Consider the following 15732-nt stretch of genomic DNA (forward strand, 5'->3'; position numbering starts at 1 on the left):
CCGGCCACCGGCTTCGGGACGGCTCGCCGTGTACGGCGACCAGGTCGCCAAGCCGCGCCAGGAAGCGGTCCTGCGGCGCGAGGCGATGCGCAGCACCGGGCGGCCTGCTCGGCCCCCCCCCCCGGCGCGTCGGACCGCTGTCGATCAACGGCCCGCGCGGCGCGCAGCATCGACCCGGAAGTGTTCTACGCCAAGCAGTTCTGCGAGCCGAGCGCGTACTGAAAGCTGCAGGACAGGTGTGGGACGGCCGTACCCCGGGCCGGGTCGTCATCGGCGATGTCGAGGACATCAGCACGGAAGCCGCACCGCAAAATCCACCGCAGGATCCGACCAAGCACTGAACGCAGAGCCATTTCGGCGTCGGGACTGAAGTCCCTCCCGCAGCACCACATTGCCGGGACCACGCACCCTTGTAGGAGCGGCTTCAGCCGCGACACGCGATGCGCGCCACGCTCGCACACCCGGCTGCGCCGGGAATGAAATGCGAGCGCAATGCCCGATCCAACCCCACGCGCGATGCGGCAGGCACCGCGCGCGATCGCGCCTCAATACAGCTTGCGCTCGGCCGCCGGCGGCGGCGTCCACTGGTACAGCCAGGTTTCGGTGAGCGGGCGCTCGCCGCTGCGCAGGTACAGGCGGATATCGATCTGCTCGGTGCCGTCGTCCGGCGGCACCACGTCGAACATCGCGCGGTAGCCGGAGATCTCGTGCAATGGCCGCGCCGAGACGATCTCGGTGCGGCCGCGGTTGAGCTGCAGCACCGCCTCGACCTTGGCGTCCTTCTCCTTGCCCAGCTTGGCCAGTTCGCCACCGGCGAAATCCACTGCGAAGCGCCACGAGAAATAGTGCCGCTTCTGCCCGACCACGCCGCCCAGGCCGGTGCGCGTGGCCACGCAATGCGCCAGCGGCGAGGAGGCCGGCGCCTGCGCGCCCCAGTACAGGCGATAGCCGAACAACAGTTCCTGGCCGGGCTGCGGCTTGTCCTGCGGATTCCAGAACGCGACGATGTTGTCGAAGGTCTCGTCGACGGTGGGGATCTCCACCAGTTGCACCGAGCCCTTGCCCCAGCCCTGCTTCGGTTCCACCCACAGGCACGGGCGCTTCTCGTAGAACACGCCGTCGTCCTGGTAGTGATCGAAGTTGCGGTCGCGCTGCAGCAGGCCGAAACCGCGCGGGTTGTCGTCGACGAACATGTTGAAGCGCAGGTGCGGCGGATTGCACAGCGGCCGCCAGATCCACTCGCCGCCGCCGGTCCACATCGCCAGGCCGTCGGTGTCGTGGATCTCCGGGCGCCAGTCCCAATCCATGCGGCGGTCGTTCTCGCCGACCTGGTACATGCTGGTGCATGGCCCCAGGCCCAGGCGCTCGATGGTCTTGCGCGGATACAGCGCGCTGTCGATGTCCATCAGCAGCACGTCGCCGTTGGTGATCGCGAAGCGGTAGGCGCCGGCCACGCTGGGCGAATCCAGCAGCGCGTACACCACCACCGTGTCCGAGCCGGCCTTGGGCTGCTCCAGCCAGTAGGCGATGAAGTCCGGGAATTCCTCCGGGCCGCCGGTGCCGGTATCGATCGCCAGCCCGCGTGCCGACTGGCCGTACTGGCCCTCCTTGCCCACCGCACGGAAATAGCTGGCGCCGAGGAACGCGGCGAAGTCGCGCTCGGTGTCCTGCTTGGTGTTGAGGCGGAAGCCGGCGAATCCCAGCTCCTTGGGCAGGTGCGCGCCCTTCAGCCCGCTGCTGCCGTAGTCGAACGCCGCGCTGTCGTAGGCCAGTTCCTGCGCCTGCCCGTCGACCAGGTCGAACATGTGCACCGGGGTCTTGAAGTACAGGCCGAGGTGGAAGAACTTGGCCTGGAACTTCGGGCCCTGCTCGGCGGCCCACAACGCGTGATCCTGGCGGTAGCGGATCGACTGGTACTGGTCCCAGGTCAATCCTTCCACCGGCGCCGGCAGCACCCGCTTGTGGCTCTGGTACGGCGCGTTGGCCATGGCCCGCGCGTGGCCCTTGAGCCAGGCGTAGTCGAACGGCTGCGGCTTGCCCAGGCGGCGCAGGCCCACCGCGGGGGCCGCCTGGCCGAGCATCGGCATCGCCGGCAAGCCCATGGCGGCGAAGGCGGCGGCGGCGTTCTTCAGGAAATCGCGTCGTTGCATGGCCGGGATCGAAACGGAAAAGGACGCTCATCATAGACAAGCGACGCCGAAGGTGGCGGTGATGGTGCCCGTGCGGAGGAATCCACGGTCGCAGGCACGCCAGATCGCCGAGACCTCAGGCGTGCGACGTATCTTTTGGCAGCGGGGAACAGGCAAGCCGGCTACGTCCGCCGAGCCGCTGCCTCATCGACGCGCCACGGCGAGCACCACCATCGCTCAGCGCTGGCAGTGGCCGCACCAGACGCTGGCGCGCTGGCCGATGCTGGCGTGGCGCAAGGTGCGCCCGCAGCGCTTGCAGGCCTCGCCCTCGCGGCCGTAGACCGACAGTTCCTGCTCGAAGTAGCCCGGCGCCCCATCCGGACTGATGAAGTCGCGCAAGGTCGTGCCGCCGCGCTGGATCGCATAGCCCAGGATTGCCTTGGCCGCCTCGGCCAGGCGCGCGTAGCGGGCGCGCGAGACCTCGCCAGCCTCGCGCAGCGGACTGATGCCGGCCTGGAACAGGCTCTCGGCCGCGTAGATGTTGCCCACCCCGACCACGATGCGCTGATCCATCAGGAAGGTCTTGACCGGCGCGGTGCGGCCGCGGCTGAGCCGGAACAGATGATCGCCGTCGAACGCATCCGACAGCGGCTCCGGCCCCAGCTCGGCGAGCAGCGGATGGGTCTCGCCCGGCGCCTGCCACAGCAGGCAACCGAACCGGCGCGGGTCGTTGAAGCGCAACACCCGACCGTCTTCCAGGCTGATGTCGACGTGGTCGTGCGCCCGCGGCGGCGTATCGCCGGGCAGCACGCGCAAGCTGCCGGACATGCCCAGATGCAGCAGTGCACTGCCGACCGCGGTGTCCAGCAACAAGTACTTCGCGCGCCGGCGGATGCCGTCGATGCGCTGGCCGGGCAACCGCTCCGCCACCTCCGGCGGAATCGGCCAGCGCAGATCCGGCCGCCGCAGGATCACCCCATGGATGCGCCGCCCCGACAGATGCGGCTCCAGGCCGCGCCGGGTGGTTTCGACTTCAGGGAGTTCGGGCATGATGGTACGGTCGCGGCGAGTCGATAGCGGGAGTCGGAAACTGTAACACCAGGGTGATGTCGCTCTTGTTTGTGAGCAGGTAGGCACTGGTCGTCGTGCAGGTCGCCGGCAGCTCCACCGGAGACCCGCGCCCCTGGCAAGGAAACCCAATTTTCAAGGAGACGAATCCAATGCCCCAGATGACGTATCGCCTGTTGTCGGCGCTGCTGTTTTTTGCTTCTGCGACGGTTTCTGCGCTCGCCTGTGCTGAAGAGATGGAGGAACGCACCGCAATTTTCGAAGGTGCAAAATCCGCCATGAAGAGTGGCGACATCGCGGCGCTCGAACGGCAAGCGGCGGTCTATCGAACGAAGCAGTCCAGGACCTCCAGTGGCGTCTGGAAGTTGAGCCTGCTGCATAGCGGCGTCGGTCGCTACTTCCGGACTGGGTCATACAGCGAGGCGACGTGGACGGAAAAGGAGAGCGTCGCCAAGCGTTGGATCGCGGCATATCCGAAGTCTCCCAGCGCACGAATCGCCTATGCAACATGGCTCTCCAGCCGCGCCTGGAGCCATCGCGGCAATGGCTATGCCAATACGGTCCGTCCGCAGGACTGGGCGCCGTTCAAGGCCGGCATCGAAGCGACCCGGCAGTATCTTGAAGACAACAAGCAGATCGCGTCGTTGGATCCTGAGTGGTACATCGAGATGGAAGGCGTTGCCAAGGTGCAGCAATGGGACGATGACAGGTTCCAGGCGCTGATCGACGAGGCGATGGCGCGATACCCTGCGTATTACGAGATCTACTTCCAGGCGATCGAGTTCTATTCGCCCAAATGGGGAGGCAACGCCGCCGACATCGAACGCTTCGCCGCGATGGCGATGGAGCGAACGCGGGCACGTGAGGGCAAGGGACTGTACGCACGCATCTATTGGTACGCCTCGCAATCGATCTACGACGAACGCTTGTTCACCGAATCGCTGGCGCGCTGGTCGACCATGCGTGCCGGCATCGACGACGTGCTCAAGGTCTATGCGGACGAATGGAATTTGCAGAACTTTGCCCGCTTCGCCTGCCTGGCGCGCGATCGGGAGAAAGCCTTGGAACTGATCGGACGCGTGCGTGGACCCACCTACACCGAGGTCTGGAAAGGGGAAGAGAATTTCCAGCGCTGCAAGGCCTGGGTCTTGGAAGGCGTCACCTGATGCGCGCATGCGCTTGGACCCCTGATAGCGAGGCGGCGTCGCGCTGATGCGGATAAAAGCCGTCACCATGCTGCCGTCCATGCACCGCAAGCTTGCGGCGATGTATTGCCTGCTCGCCTGGGTGATGGTCTGTCTGCAGACGCATGCGACCGCCGTTGCCTTTCTTTCGGTCGCGCTGCTGCACCTGGCTTCTGCTCGCAGACTCGCCTCGGCACCGGACATCGCAGCGCCAGCCCCGGAATCGGCGAGCACAGCGCCCGCCGGATCGGCGTCCCCTACTGCGGCGGCGCCGCCAACTCCCGCGCGCTGAGGTAGCCGTCGCCGTTGGTGTCCTGCTTGCGGAAGCGGGCGGTCAGGGTGGCGAGGTGCTGTGCGCGGGTGATCGACGGGCCGCGGCCGCCCGGCAGTTCGGCGGCGCTGAGGACGCCGTCGTGGTCGAGGTCGCGCGCGTCGAAGGCGTAGCTCATCCAGGCCAGGTATTCGTCCAGGCTGACGCGGCCGTCGCCGTCGCGATCCATGCGCTGCAGGTAGCTGGTGGTGCTGTCGATGGGCTGCGCATGAGCGCTGACAATGCCGCCGGCAAACAGGGCGCAGACGATGCGCAGCGTCGGTCCGGCCAGTAACGACGAACGCCGCGCAAGGCGGCGTTCGTGCGACCGGGTGCGCGGTGCGCTGCGGCTCATGCCAGGGCGTAGCCCTTCAGCCGCGCGGCGTAGGCCTGCAGCGCGGCGATGCCGCTGGCTTCGGCGTCGTGGCACCAGGCCTGCAGGTGCTTGAGGCGTTCGCTGGCGTCGTGGGTACGCGCTTCCAGCAGGGCCGCCAGGCGGGCGCGGTGCTCGACCAGCGTGCGCATGCGCGGGCGCTGCGCCACCCAGTGCTGCAGCTGTTCGCGCGCGTCGGGCTTGAGCCAGCGGCCGTCGTCGACCAGGCCCTTGCGCAGGCGCCGCGGCAGCAGCTTGCGCAGCTTGGCGCCGGCCTGGGCGGCTTCTTCCTTGAGCGCGGGCGTGAACACGTTGCGCTGGTAATCGGTCATCGCCTGGAAGCGATGCGACAGCAGCGCGCGCAACGTGTCGGCATCGGGCACGGCGATGTTCGGGCGCACGTCCAGGGTCGGCGCCACGCGCAGGATCTTGGCCAGGCGCAGGGCGGCCAGCGCGCGGATCGCGATCCAGCCGATGTCCAGTTCCCAGCGGCGCATCGAGAAGCGCGCCGAGCTCGGGAAGGCATGGTGGTTGTTGTGCAGTTCTTCGCCACCGATCCACAGCGCCCACGGCGTCAGATTGGTCGAGGTGTCGGCGGACTCGAAGTTGCGGTAGCCCCACCAGTGGCCCAGGCCGTTGATCACGCCGGCGGCCCAGAACGGGATCCATGCCATCTGCAGCGCCCACAGCGCGATGCCGGGCAGGCCGAACAGCGCGAAGTTGACCACGAACAGCGCCACCGGCCCCAGGTTCGCGTACGGGGTGTACAGGTGCCGCTCGATCCAGTCGTCCGGCGCGCCCTTGCCGTACTGTTCGATGTCGCCGCGCTGGGTGCGCGCTTCGCGGTACAGCTCCACGCCGCGCCAGAACACGCGGGCGATGCCCTTGGTCTGCGGGCTGTGCGGGTCTTCTTCGGTCTCGACCTTGGCGTGGTGCTTGCGATGGATCGCCACCCACTCCTTGGTGATCATCGAGGTGGTGAACCACGTCCAGAAGCGGAAGAAGTGCGACAGCAGCGGATGGAAATCCACGCCGCGGTGCGCCTGGCTGCGGTGCAGGTACAGCGTCACCGCGAAAATGGTGAGCTGGGTGAACAGCAGCAGCACGGCCAGCATGCCCCACCAGCCGACGCCGAGCAGGCCGTTGCCGAGGAAGTCGAGGATCGCGTCGAACATTGCCAGAAGCTCCAGAGCGTAAGACGGCGTGAGGGATGACGACATGATGGGGGTTGTGCGGGCAAACTTCACCCGGCGCTCGCGTATGGTATTCAGCCGCCAAGCGCCTTCGATCACAGAACGGTGTCGGTTCCATGTCAGTCGTTTCTTCTCAAGCAACCCCTGTGCCAGCGGCGACGCCGTTGATCGAACTCGACCGCGCCAGCGTCGTCCGCGGCCAGGTCCGCGTGCTGCATGCGTTGAGCCTGCGCATCGCGCTCGGCCAGCACACCGCCATCCTGGGCCCGAACGGCTGCGGCAAATCCTCGTTCATCAAGCTCATCACCCGCGAGCTGTATCCGCTGGCGCGCGCCGGCGAGGAACCGGCGGTGCGGGTGCTCGGCCAGAGCCGCTGGCAGGTGGACCGGCTGCGCAGCCAGTTGGGCATCGTCACCGGCGATCTCAGCGTCAATCTCGCCGACATGCCCGGGCTGGATGTGGAGAGCGCGGTGCTGTCCGGGTTCTTCGCCAGCTATGTGGTGCCGCCGCACCGCGAGGTGAGCGACGCGATGCGCGACCGCGCGCGCGAGGCGCTGCAGGCGGCGCACGCGTTGCCGCTGTTGCGGCGTCCCTATGCCGAACTGTCGGCCGGCGAGACCCGACGCGTGCTGATCGCGCGCGCACTGGTCAATCGGCCGCAGGCCTTGCTGCTCGACGAACCGAGCACCGGGCTGGACCTGGTCGCACGCGAGCACCTGCTGGCGACGATGCGCGACCTCGCCCGCCAGGGCATCACCCTGGTGTTGGTCACCCACCACATCGAGGAGATCGTGCCGGAGATCGAACGCGTGATCCTCCTGCGCGAGGGCCAGGTCTACGCCGACGGCACGCGCGAGGAACTGCTGGCCGATGCGCCGCTGTCGGCGGTGTTCGGCGGACCGGTGCGGGTGCAGCGCGACGGCGACCGCTACGGCGCGCGGGTCGTTGCGGAGGGCTGATCGGCGGTTGACGAGTTCGGGCGTTCGGGGCCGTCGGGGTTGCGAGATGTCGCAGGTGATGCGGGTGATGCGGAAATGTCCGTAGGAGCGGCTTCAGCCGCGACGGGCTCTTCCGAGAACGCCAGGTCGCGGCTGAAGCCGCTCCTAAAGGACACATCAACCATGCGCGGCGCCCGCCGCCCGCGCCGGCGCATCGGCCTCGAACGCGGCGCGCGCGCCACGGATCTGCGCGTGGTGATCGGCGGCCCAGCGCACCAGCGGCGCCAGCACCACGCTCAGCGAGTGACCCAACGGGGTCAGCCGATACTCCACACCCGGCGGCACCGTCGGCAGCACCTCACGGGCCACCAACCCCTCACGCTGCAGGTCGCGCAGGGTCTGGGTCAGCATGCGCTGGGAGATGTCCGGCACCGCGCGGCGCAGTTCGCCGAAGCGGTGCGGGCGCTCGGCCAGCAGCATCACGAACAGGGTGCTCCACTTGTCGCCGATCTGCGCCAGCACGTCGCGCACCGGGCACTGGTCGATGGCCATGCCGACGCGCTGGTAGTCCTGCAGTTGCTGGCTCAGCGGCGGGTCGCAGGCGGCGACCGGTGGTACGACGATGTCCATGGCGGTTACCTCGAGGTAAGCAGGGGCGGAAAAAGTGCCGTCTTTACAGCCCGGCCAAGGTCTCTAGGATAGACCAAGTTCCTTTTCCAGACCATGGCGTCATGCGACGCCGCCCTTCCTCAGGAGACCTGCCATGTCCGCATCTTCCGATTCCCTGCTCGTTACCGGCGCCGGCGGCCACTTCGGCCAGCGCGTGCTCGCGCACGTGCTCGACACCCTCAAGGTGGCGCCGTCGCGGGTCGTGGCGATGACCCGCCAGCCCGAACGCCTGGCGGCCTGGGCCGCGCGCGGCGTGGACGTGCGCCACGGCGATTTCGACGACGCCGCTTCGCTGGACACCGCATTCCGTGGCGCCGGCCGCGTGCTGCTGATCAGCACCGACGCGCTGGACCGCCCCGGCCACCGCCTGCAGCAGCACCAGGCCGCGATCGTCGCGGCCGAGCGCGCCGGCGTCGGCCATCTGGTCTACACCTCCTGCCCGGAACCGCACGACTCGCCGCTGCTGCTGGCCCCGGACCATGCCGGCACCGAAGACAGCCTGGCCGCCAGCGCCCTGCCCGCCTGGACCGTGCTGCGCAACCACTGGTACTTCGAGAACCTGTTCATGAGCCTGCCGTCGGTGCTGGCCTCCGGCCACTGGTACAGCGCGGCCGGCGATGGCGGGATCGCCCACATCGCCCGCGACGACCTGGCACGCGCCGCCGCGGTGGCCCTGGCCAGCGGCGACGGCAAGCGCACGCTCACCCTCAGCGGCGGGCGCGCCTACACCACCGCCGAGGTCGCCGCGCTGGTCGCGCAGGTGCTGGACGTGCAGATCCAGGTCGTGCCGGTGCCTGTGGAGGGTCTGGTACAGGGCATGGTCGGCGCTGGCCTGCCGGAACCGGTCGCGCGCATCTATGCCTCGTTCGACACCAACACCGCCGCCGGCCGCGTCGCCACGGTCACTGGCGACTACCAGGCACTGACCGGGCAGGCGCCGCTGCCGTTCGAACAGTGGCTGCAGGACAATCGCGCGCAACTGGCGGCGTTGAAGCCGTAAGCGTATTCGGCGGCGCGACGCACTACTTGCCGATGCAGAAGCTGGAGAAGATCCGCCCAAGCAGGTCGTCGGCACTGAGCGTGCCGACGATCTCGCCAAGCGCGGCATGGGCCAGCCGCAGTTCCTCGGCGGCCAACTCCAGGCGTTCGTGCTGCAGTTCGGCGGCGGCCGTTTCGGCGTGGGCGGCGGCCCGCTGCAGCGCATCGACGTGGCGCGCGCGCGCGGAGAACTCGCCGTCGCTGCCCTCGCCGGCCGCGGCGCCGGCGAGCGCGCGCAGCTGCGCATGCAACTGCTCCAGGCCGCTGCCGGTAGCGGCGGAGACGTAGACGCGCTCGGCGCTGGCGGCAGGCACGGTAGCAAGCAGGTCGCTCTTGTTGTGGATCCACAGCCGCTGCGGCACGTCGGCGATGGCGTCGGCGATCGCCGCATGGCCGGCCTCGGCCTCGCGCGCATCGAGCACGACCAGCGCCAGGTCGGCGCGCTGCAGTTCCTGGCGCGCGCGGCGCATGCCCTCGCGCTCGATCGCATCGCCGCCCTCGCGCAGGCCGGCGGTGTCGACCAGGGTCAGTTCCACGCCGTCCAGGCGCACCGTCTCGTGCAAGGTATCGCGGGTGGTGCCGGCGATGTCGGTGACGATGGCGCGATCGCTGCCGGCCAGCGCGTTGAGCAGCGAACTCTTGCCGGCGTTGGGCGGGCCGACCAGCACCGCGTGCAGGCCATCGCGCAGGCGCCGACCGCGTTCGGCGTCGGCACGCAGCTGCGCCAGATCCGTGCGCGCCTGCGCCAGGCCGGCACGGACCTGCTCGCCGCCGAGGGTGTCCAGCGCCTCGTCGGCGAAATCGATCGCCGCTTCGATGTGGATGCGCAGGCGGATCAGCTGTTCGGCCAGGTCGTCGACGCGGCGCGAGAACACCCCGTCCAGCGAACGCCGTGCCGCGCGTGCCGCACGCAGGTCGCCGGCGGCGATCAGGTCGGCGATCGCCTCGGCCTGGGCCAGGTCGAGCTTGCGGTTGAGGAAGGCGCGCTCGCTGAATTCGCCCGGGCGCGCCGGACGCGCGCCGAGTTCGCAGCAGCGCGCCACCAGGTGCCGCAGCAGCACCGGGCTACCGTGCGCCTGCAGCTCCAGCACGTCCTCGCCGGTGAAGCTGCGCGGCGCCGGAAACCACAGCGCGATGCCGTCGTCCACGATCTCGCCATGCGCGTCGCGAAAACGCGCGTAGCGGGCAGTGCGCGGCACCAGCGTGCCCAGGCCCAGTCCATCGGCGATGGTCGCCGCCGCCGGACCCGACACGCGCACCACGCCGACACCACCCGCGCCGGGAGCGGTGGCAATGGCCGCGATGGTGTCGGTGGCGGAAGACGGCATGGCGAAGGCAACCGGTCGTTGGCGCAATGGACTACAGTGTCTGCAACTGGCCGCGTACGTAGGCGGCCGACGCGCCGTTGGGTTGCAGCTCCAGGTAGGTCTGGAACGCGCGCTTGGCCTTTGCGGCATCGCCCAACTGGCGATAGGCGTCGCCCAGGTTGACGTAGGCCACCGCGCGCGAGGGATCGATCTTCAGCGTGTTCTCCAGCCAGCGCACGGCCTGCGCGTACTTGCCCTGGCGATAGTAGATGAAGCCGAGGTTGTTGGCCGCCAGCGCGAAGTCAGGGCGCAGCTTCAGCGCCTCGGTGAACTGCGCCTCGGCCTCGTCGTAGCGCTTCTCCTTGTACAGCTGCAGGCCGCGGTCGTTGGCGCGCTGCGCACGTTGCCTGTCCGAGACCGGGCCGGCCGCGGCCGGCACCGCCAGCGGCCGCTCGCCGCCCTGCAGGTCCTTGACCACCACGGCCGGCTTGGCCGCAGCGGCCGGCGCGGCGGCGCTGCTGGCGCCCGCGTTCGGCGTCGCGGTCGACGCTGGCGCGGCCGCATCGACGCGGTCGTTCATCGCGATCGCCGCCGAGGACAGTTGCTGGGTGCTGGCAGTGAGGAATTCCTCGCCCTCCGGCACCTGCAGCACGAACTCGCCGCCCTGCGAACCCGGCAGGCTGCCGAACGCGGGCGTCTGCTGCGAGATGCTCGACACCGCCGGCGCCACGTAGGCCGCCAGCTCGGTGCCGGTGATCAGGCCATCGCCGTTGAGATCGGCCTTGCCCGACAGCGCCTGCAGCAGCACCCAGGTGAACACCGAATGGCCGTTGGGGCCGCTGTCGGCGACCTGCTGGTCGGCGCCGCCGGCGGTGAGCATCTGCCGGGCGATGCGCCGCGCGTTCTCGCGCAGGTAGGCGCTGGTGCCGCCGCCGCGGGTCAGGCCCAGGCCGCTGTAGCACGCGTCCATCACGAACAGCACGTGCTTGGCTTCCAGGCTTTCGGCGATGTCCTGGATCTCGGTCATCGGAATGGCGTCGGTGGCGAACTGCGCCGGGTCCGAGTCGGCCGGGATGATGTAACCCAGGTCGCGACCGGAGGCCAGCTTGCGGGTCGCGCCGTGGCCGGCGAAGAACACGAACACGCGGTCGTTCTTGCCGACGCCGCCATGCGCCAGCCGATCGTGGAAGGCGGCCAGGATGTTGTTGCGGGTGGCCTCCTGGTTCTTCAGCACGATCACCTGCGACGACGGGAAACCGAAGCTGCCGGTCAGCGTCTGCGCGATCGCCTGCGCATCGTTGGCCGCGTACTGCAGCTTGGGCCAGTGCGCGTAGTCGTCGATGCCGATGACGATGGCCCACGACTTGTCGTAGCCGCTGGTCACCGCCGGCGCGGCGGCGTTGCTGGCCGCGCGCGCCACGCTGAAGTCGCGCCCGTTCCAGGCGGCGAACTGGTAACCGTCGGCGCTGAGCCGGTCCAGGATCTGCGGCAGCGCCTTGACCGTGCGTTCGTGGATGTCGTGGAACAGCAGGATGCCGCGCTGCTCGCGGCCGACCTGCTCGAGCACGCGCTGCACGATCGATTCCGGCACCGGGTCGGCCCAGTCCAGCGAATCCACGTTCCACATCACCGACTTCAGGCCGGCCTCGCCGAGGATCTGCATGCCCTCGGCGTTGCGCGCGCCGTAGGGGAAGCGGAACAGCGGCGCACGCTTGGCGTCGACCGCGCGCAGCATGCGGTCGGTGTCCAGGATCTGGCTGCGCAGCGCGGCGCCGGTTTCCTTGGACAGCTGCGCATGGGTCAGGCTGTGGTTGCCGACGGTGTAGCCCTGCTCCATGAGGCTGCGGCTGACGCTGGCCAACGGCGACAGGTCCACCTTGCCATCCGGCTCCAGCTTGCCCAGGTTGCGGCCGACTTCGAAGAACGTGGCCGGCACGTCGTAGCGCTTGAGGATGGCGACGATCTCGTCGGTGTACTCGCGATGCGGGCCATCGTCGAAGCTCAGCACCACGGTCTTGGGCGGCAGGTCGCGGCCGAACACCTCGCGGTCGCTGTCCTGCATCGACATCGGGTACGGCGTGATCACGCCGTAGTCGCGCAGGATCGCCTCGCGCGTGTACAGCGTGCCCAGGTGGGCGACGTAGTCCTCCCACTTCTCGCGCTTCTGCACGATCGCGCGGGTGCGGTCGAAGCGGCTGAAGATCGCGGTGATCTCGCGGTTGTAGGTGCGCTCGATCTCGTCGAGCGCTTCCAGGTCCTCGCCGATGCGCTGGTGCAGCTTGATCGCCGGCAGCGAGGAATCCTTGCCGATGCGTAGCTGCCAGTCGGCGAGCATCTCGCGGAACGCGAGGCGGTCGGCGTCGTACAGGTCCGGCGCCGATTCGACGTAGTCGAGCAGGCTTCCGACCGCGGCGAAGCGTTGCGCGTCCGGCAGCGCCAGCAGCGCATCGAACTGTTTGGCCAATGCCTCGCGACGCTCCAGGCCCTCGTGGAACAGTTGCTGGCCGACGCTGCTGGAGGTCTGCCGGTCGGCCGGCGACTGCTTGGCCTCGTCGGCCAGCAACACGATGATCTTGCGCTGCGCGGCCAGCTGCGCCTGCAGGCCCTGCAGCAGCGTGGTCGCCTGAGATTGCAATGCAGGCGAACCGGGAATGGCGATCGCCGCTGCCTGTGCCGCGGACTTGGGTGTCGCAGTCTCGCTGCCAGCAGGCTGGCGCTGGCAGGCCGCCAGCGCCAACGCGAGCAAGCCGATCGCGACCCTGGACGACGACAACGGACGACGGCGCTTGCGCATGACCATGGACTCGCGAGCAAGGCGATGCGGAAAACGCATACGCCGGCGCCTTCCCCGGCCGCATGCGCAACGCCCGCCGGAGGGCGGGCGTTGTCGGGTTTACTTCTTGGCCTTGGCCGGCGGCTTGCCGCTGCCGCCACCACCGGCGGTCGCCGGTTCGCCGTGGCGCTTGGTCATCCACCACTGCTGCAGCAGACCCAGCGAACCGTTGGTGACCCAGTACAGCACCAGACCCGACGGCACGAAGGCCATCATCACGCCGAACACCAGCGGCATGAACTGCATCATCTTGGCCTGCACCGGATCCATGCCCGGCGATGGGGTCAGCTTCTGCGTCAGCCACATCACCGCCACGTTGATCACCGGCAGGATGAAGTACGGATCGCGCGCGGTCAGGTCCTGGATCCAGGCGAACCACGGCGCCTGGCGCAGTTCCACCGACTCCACCAGCACCCAGTACAGCGCGAAGAAGATCGGCATCTGGATCAGCACCGGCAGGCAGCCGCCCATCGGGTTGATCTTCTCCTTCTTGTACAGCTCCATCATCGCCGTCTGGAACTTCTGCTTGTCGTCGCCGTAGCGCTCCTTGAGCTGCTGGATGCGCGGCTGGAACTTGCGCATCTTGGCCATGCTCTTGTACTGCGCGGCCGACAGCGGATACAGCATCAGCTTCAGCAGCACCACCAGACCGACGATCGACCAGCCCCAGTTGCCGAGCAGGCTGTGCAGATGGCTGAGGATCCAGAACAGGCCCTGGCCGAGCAGCGCCATCACGGAGAACCGGCTGTAGTCGACCACACGGTCGAGGCCGCGCACGTTCTCCTTGGCGATCTGGCTGACCAGCTTCGGCCCGACCCACAGCCGCGCCTCGGTGCTGGCGGTGGCGCCCGGCGCCACGGTGAAGCCGGGGCCACGCGCTTCGATCACATGCCGCGGGCCATCGTTGGACAACACGTACAGCGCCTGCTGGTTGGCCTGCGGAATCCAGCCAGTGAAGAAGTGGTGCTGCAGCAGCGCGATCCAGCCGCCGGAGATGGTCTGGTTGAGCGGGCCATCGTCCAGATAGTCCTTGAACGCGCGGCGCTGGTAGCCGTCAGCCGGGCTGAACCAGGTGGCGCCATTGAAGCTGAAGGAATCCGGGTTGGTCATGCCACGGCTGACGATGGTCGGCACCCGGCTCAGCTTGCGAAACACGTAGCCCTGCCACGGCTTGCTGCCATGGTTGACGACCTCGTCGTGCACCTGCACGGCGTAATGCCCGCGCTGCAGGGTGTAGACGCGGCGAATGGTCACGCCGTCCGGACCGTTCCACACGAACGGCACCTGCAGGCTGTCCTGGCCCTTGGCCAGTACGTACTCCTGGCCAGGGTGTTCGGGGCGGAAGCCAGCCGGGCCCGGCGACGGCGAGTTGTGCTCGCCGACCCAGCCGCTGGTGGCGGTGTACGGATGCGCCGCGTCCTCGGTCAGCAGCTGCACCGGCGGGCTGCCGGGCTGCTTGGTCTGCGGGAACAGCAGCAGGTCGGCGTCGAACACGCTGCGGCCGTCCAGGGTCAGGCGCAGCACGTCGGTGGTGACGGTGACCCGCGGCGCGGCGCTGGCCGCAGCGGTCTCGGACGTGCTGCTGGCCGCCGGCGTGGTGCCCGGTACCGTGGCCTGCGGGATCGCCGGCGCATGCGTGGCGCCGGCATCGGCGTCCTGCGCCGGCGGCACCGTGGTCGCCGCCGCGACCGTCGCCGCATTGGCGTTCGGCGCGTGTTCCTTGTTCCATTCCATCCACAACAGCGCCGCGACCATCAGCCAGGCGAAAATCAGGAAAAGGCGGGTCTGGTTCATCGGACAGGCAAGCTCGGCTCAGCCAGAAGCGGGTTCTGACGTGGAGGTGGGGGAAGAAGGACGATCGGGCGGCGGCATTGTGCCGTCCGCGGCCGGGGCCGGCAATGCGCCGGCGCGACGCAGCAGACGCTCGTAGGCCTGGCGCAGTTGATCGCCGCTGGCCTGGGCGGCGGCGCTGCGCGCCACCACCACGTAATCGCCGGGCGCCAGCCACGGCAACAGCTGCCGCGTGGCCTCGCGCAGCACGCGCTTGATGCGATTGCGCACGACCGCACGCTTGTCGACCTTGCGCGACACCGCCAGGCCCAGCCGCGCCGGGTGCGGCGCACTGCGCCAGTGCAGGCTCATCAGCGGCTCGGAACAGCGGCGCGCGGCATCGAACACGACGCGGTATTCCGCAGACGTGCGAACCCGCGCAGAGCGAGGAAATCGCCTACGCGGGTCGGGATGATTCACGGTCCGGATTGCAGGCGCCGCCTGGGGCGGCGAAGCAATCAAGCGCTCAGGCGCTTGCGGCCCTTGGCGCGGCGACGGGCCAGGATCTTGCGGCCGTCGGCGGTGGCCATACGGGCACGGAAGCCGTGGTCGCGCTTGCGCTTGAGGTTGCTGGGCTGGAAGGTGCGCTTGGTGGCCATCGGGGCGCTCTGATCTGAATGGGGCGGAAAGAACCGGAAATTCTATAGGACCCCTCACGTCGCGGTCAACTCCCTGTCTCGCCGGGAACGGAGGACGGCAGCGCCCGGCCTGTGGATGGATCTGTGAATAGCCGTGGGAAAACCATTCCCGACCCTGCGCGCCGGTGGTAGTCTGATCCATCCGCTTTCCTCTCCCACCGGCCGAATGCGCCGCGCCCGAGCGCGCCCTTCATGCCCGGTCACTCGACGAATTTAGATCTG

At 68.8% G+C, this 15732-nt stretch carries 13 protein-coding genes; 3 read left to right on the forward strand and 10 right to left on the reverse strand.

Annotation, left to right across the window (positions count from 1 at the left end):
- Positions 1 to 545: 545 nt before the first annotated feature.
- Together PG878_RS20715 and mutM are read right to left on the reverse strand one after the other, a co-directional pair.
- Positions 546 to 2150 (reverse strand): OpgD/OpgG family glucan biosynthesis protein, encoded by a 1605-nt coding sequence (locus tag PG878_RS20715; protein WP_209030016.1) that lies wholly within the window; start codon positions 2148 to 2150, stop codon positions 546 to 548.
- A 216-nt stretch (positions 2151 to 2366) separates the two neighbouring features.
- Entirely contained in the window at positions 2367 to 3179 is an 813-nt protein-coding gene (mutM, locus tag PG878_RS20720) for a bifunctional DNA-formamidopyrimidine glycosylase/DNA-(apurinic or apyrimidinic site) lyase (RefSeq protein WP_209030015.1), read from the reverse strand.
- A gap of 170 nt (positions 3180 to 3349) precedes the next feature.
- On the opposite strand from mutM, the gene PG878_RS20725 reads away from it, so the two are divergent.
- On the forward strand, positions 3350 to 4363 hold the full coding sequence (locus tag PG878_RS20725; RefSeq protein WP_209030014.1) for a cytoplasmic protein: 1014 nt from the start codon (positions 3350 to 3352) through the stop codon (positions 4361 to 4363).
- A 275-nt stretch (positions 4364 to 4638) separates the two neighbouring features.
- Here the strand turns inward: PG878_RS20725 and PG878_RS20730 are convergent, their stop codons facing one another.
- Positions 4639 to 5046: an EF-hand domain-containing protein gene (locus tag PG878_RS20730; protein ID WP_209030013.1), complete on the reverse strand. Its 408-nt coding sequence runs from the start codon at positions 5044 to 5046 to the stop codon at positions 4639 to 4641.
- Positions 5043 to 6239 (reverse strand): DesA family fatty acid desaturase, encoded by a 1197-nt coding sequence (locus tag PG878_RS20735; protein WP_209030012.1) that lies wholly within the window; start codon positions 6237 to 6239, stop codon positions 5043 to 5045. Before PG878_RS20735 ends, PG878_RS20730 begins: the two co-directional genes overlap by 4 nt.
- Positions 6240 to 6373: 134 nt before the next feature.
- Here PG878_RS20735 and PG878_RS20740 point away from each other — a divergent pair, with 134 nt between their 5' ends.
- Positions 6374 to 7216 (forward strand): ABC transporter ATP-binding protein, encoded by an 843-nt coding sequence (locus PG878_RS20740; protein WP_209030011.1) that lies wholly within the window; start codon positions 6374 to 6376, stop codon positions 7214 to 7216.
- A 156-nt stretch (positions 7217 to 7372) separates the two neighbouring features.
- Here the strand turns inward: PG878_RS20740 and PG878_RS20745 are convergent, their stop codons facing one another.
- Complete coding sequence (locus PG878_RS20745) at positions 7373 to 7825, reverse strand: winged helix-turn-helix transcriptional regulator (protein WP_209030010.1); 453 nt, start codon at positions 7823 to 7825, stop codon at positions 7373 to 7375.
- Between the two features lie 133 nt (positions 7826 to 7958).
- Between PG878_RS20745 and PG878_RS20750 the strand changes: the two genes are divergently transcribed.
- Entirely contained in the window at positions 7959 to 8864 is a 906-nt protein-coding gene (locus PG878_RS20750) for an NmrA family NAD(P)-binding protein (RefSeq protein WP_209030009.1), read from the forward strand.
- A gap of 22 nt (positions 8865 to 8886) precedes the next feature.
- On the opposite strand, the gene mnmE is transcribed toward PG878_RS20750, so the two are convergent.
- The 5 genes from mnmE to rpmH form a co-directional block, all read right to left on the reverse strand.
- Complete coding sequence (gene mnmE / locus PG878_RS20755) at positions 8887 to 10230, reverse strand: tRNA uridine-5-carboxymethylaminomethyl(34) synthesis GTPase MnmE (protein ID WP_209030008.1); 1344 nt, start codon at positions 10228 to 10230, stop codon at positions 8887 to 8889.
- Between the two features lie 31 nt (positions 10231 to 10261).
- Positions 10262 to 13003, reverse strand: a complete 2742-nt coding sequence (locus tag PG878_RS20760) for a polysaccharide deacetylase family protein (protein ID WP_209030007.1) — start codon at positions 13001 to 13003, stop codon at positions 10262 to 10264.
- A gap of 99 nt (positions 13004 to 13102) precedes the next feature.
- Complete coding sequence (yidC, locus tag PG878_RS20765; protein ID WP_209030006.1) at positions 13103 to 14836, reverse strand: membrane protein insertase YidC; 1734 nt, start codon at positions 14834 to 14836, stop codon at positions 13103 to 13105.
- Positions 14837 to 14854: 18 nt separating this feature from the next.
- Positions 14855 to 15292: a ribonuclease P protein component gene (gene rnpA / locus PG878_RS20770; protein WP_209030005.1), complete on the reverse strand. Its 438-nt coding sequence runs from the start codon at positions 15290 to 15292 to the stop codon at positions 14855 to 14857.
- Positions 15293 to 15330: 38 nt separating this feature from the next.
- Positions 15331 to 15471, reverse strand: a complete 141-nt coding sequence (gene rpmH, locus PG878_RS20775; protein WP_003469983.1) for a 50S ribosomal protein L34 — start codon at positions 15469 to 15471, stop codon at positions 15331 to 15333.
- Positions 15472 to 15732: the final 261 nt, after the last annotated feature.

The organism is Xanthomonas hawaiiensis (assembly GCF_031834635.1).
GTDB classification, from domain to species: Bacteria; Pseudomonadota; Gammaproteobacteria; order Xanthomonadales; family Xanthomonadaceae; genus Xanthomonas_A; species Xanthomonas_A sacchari.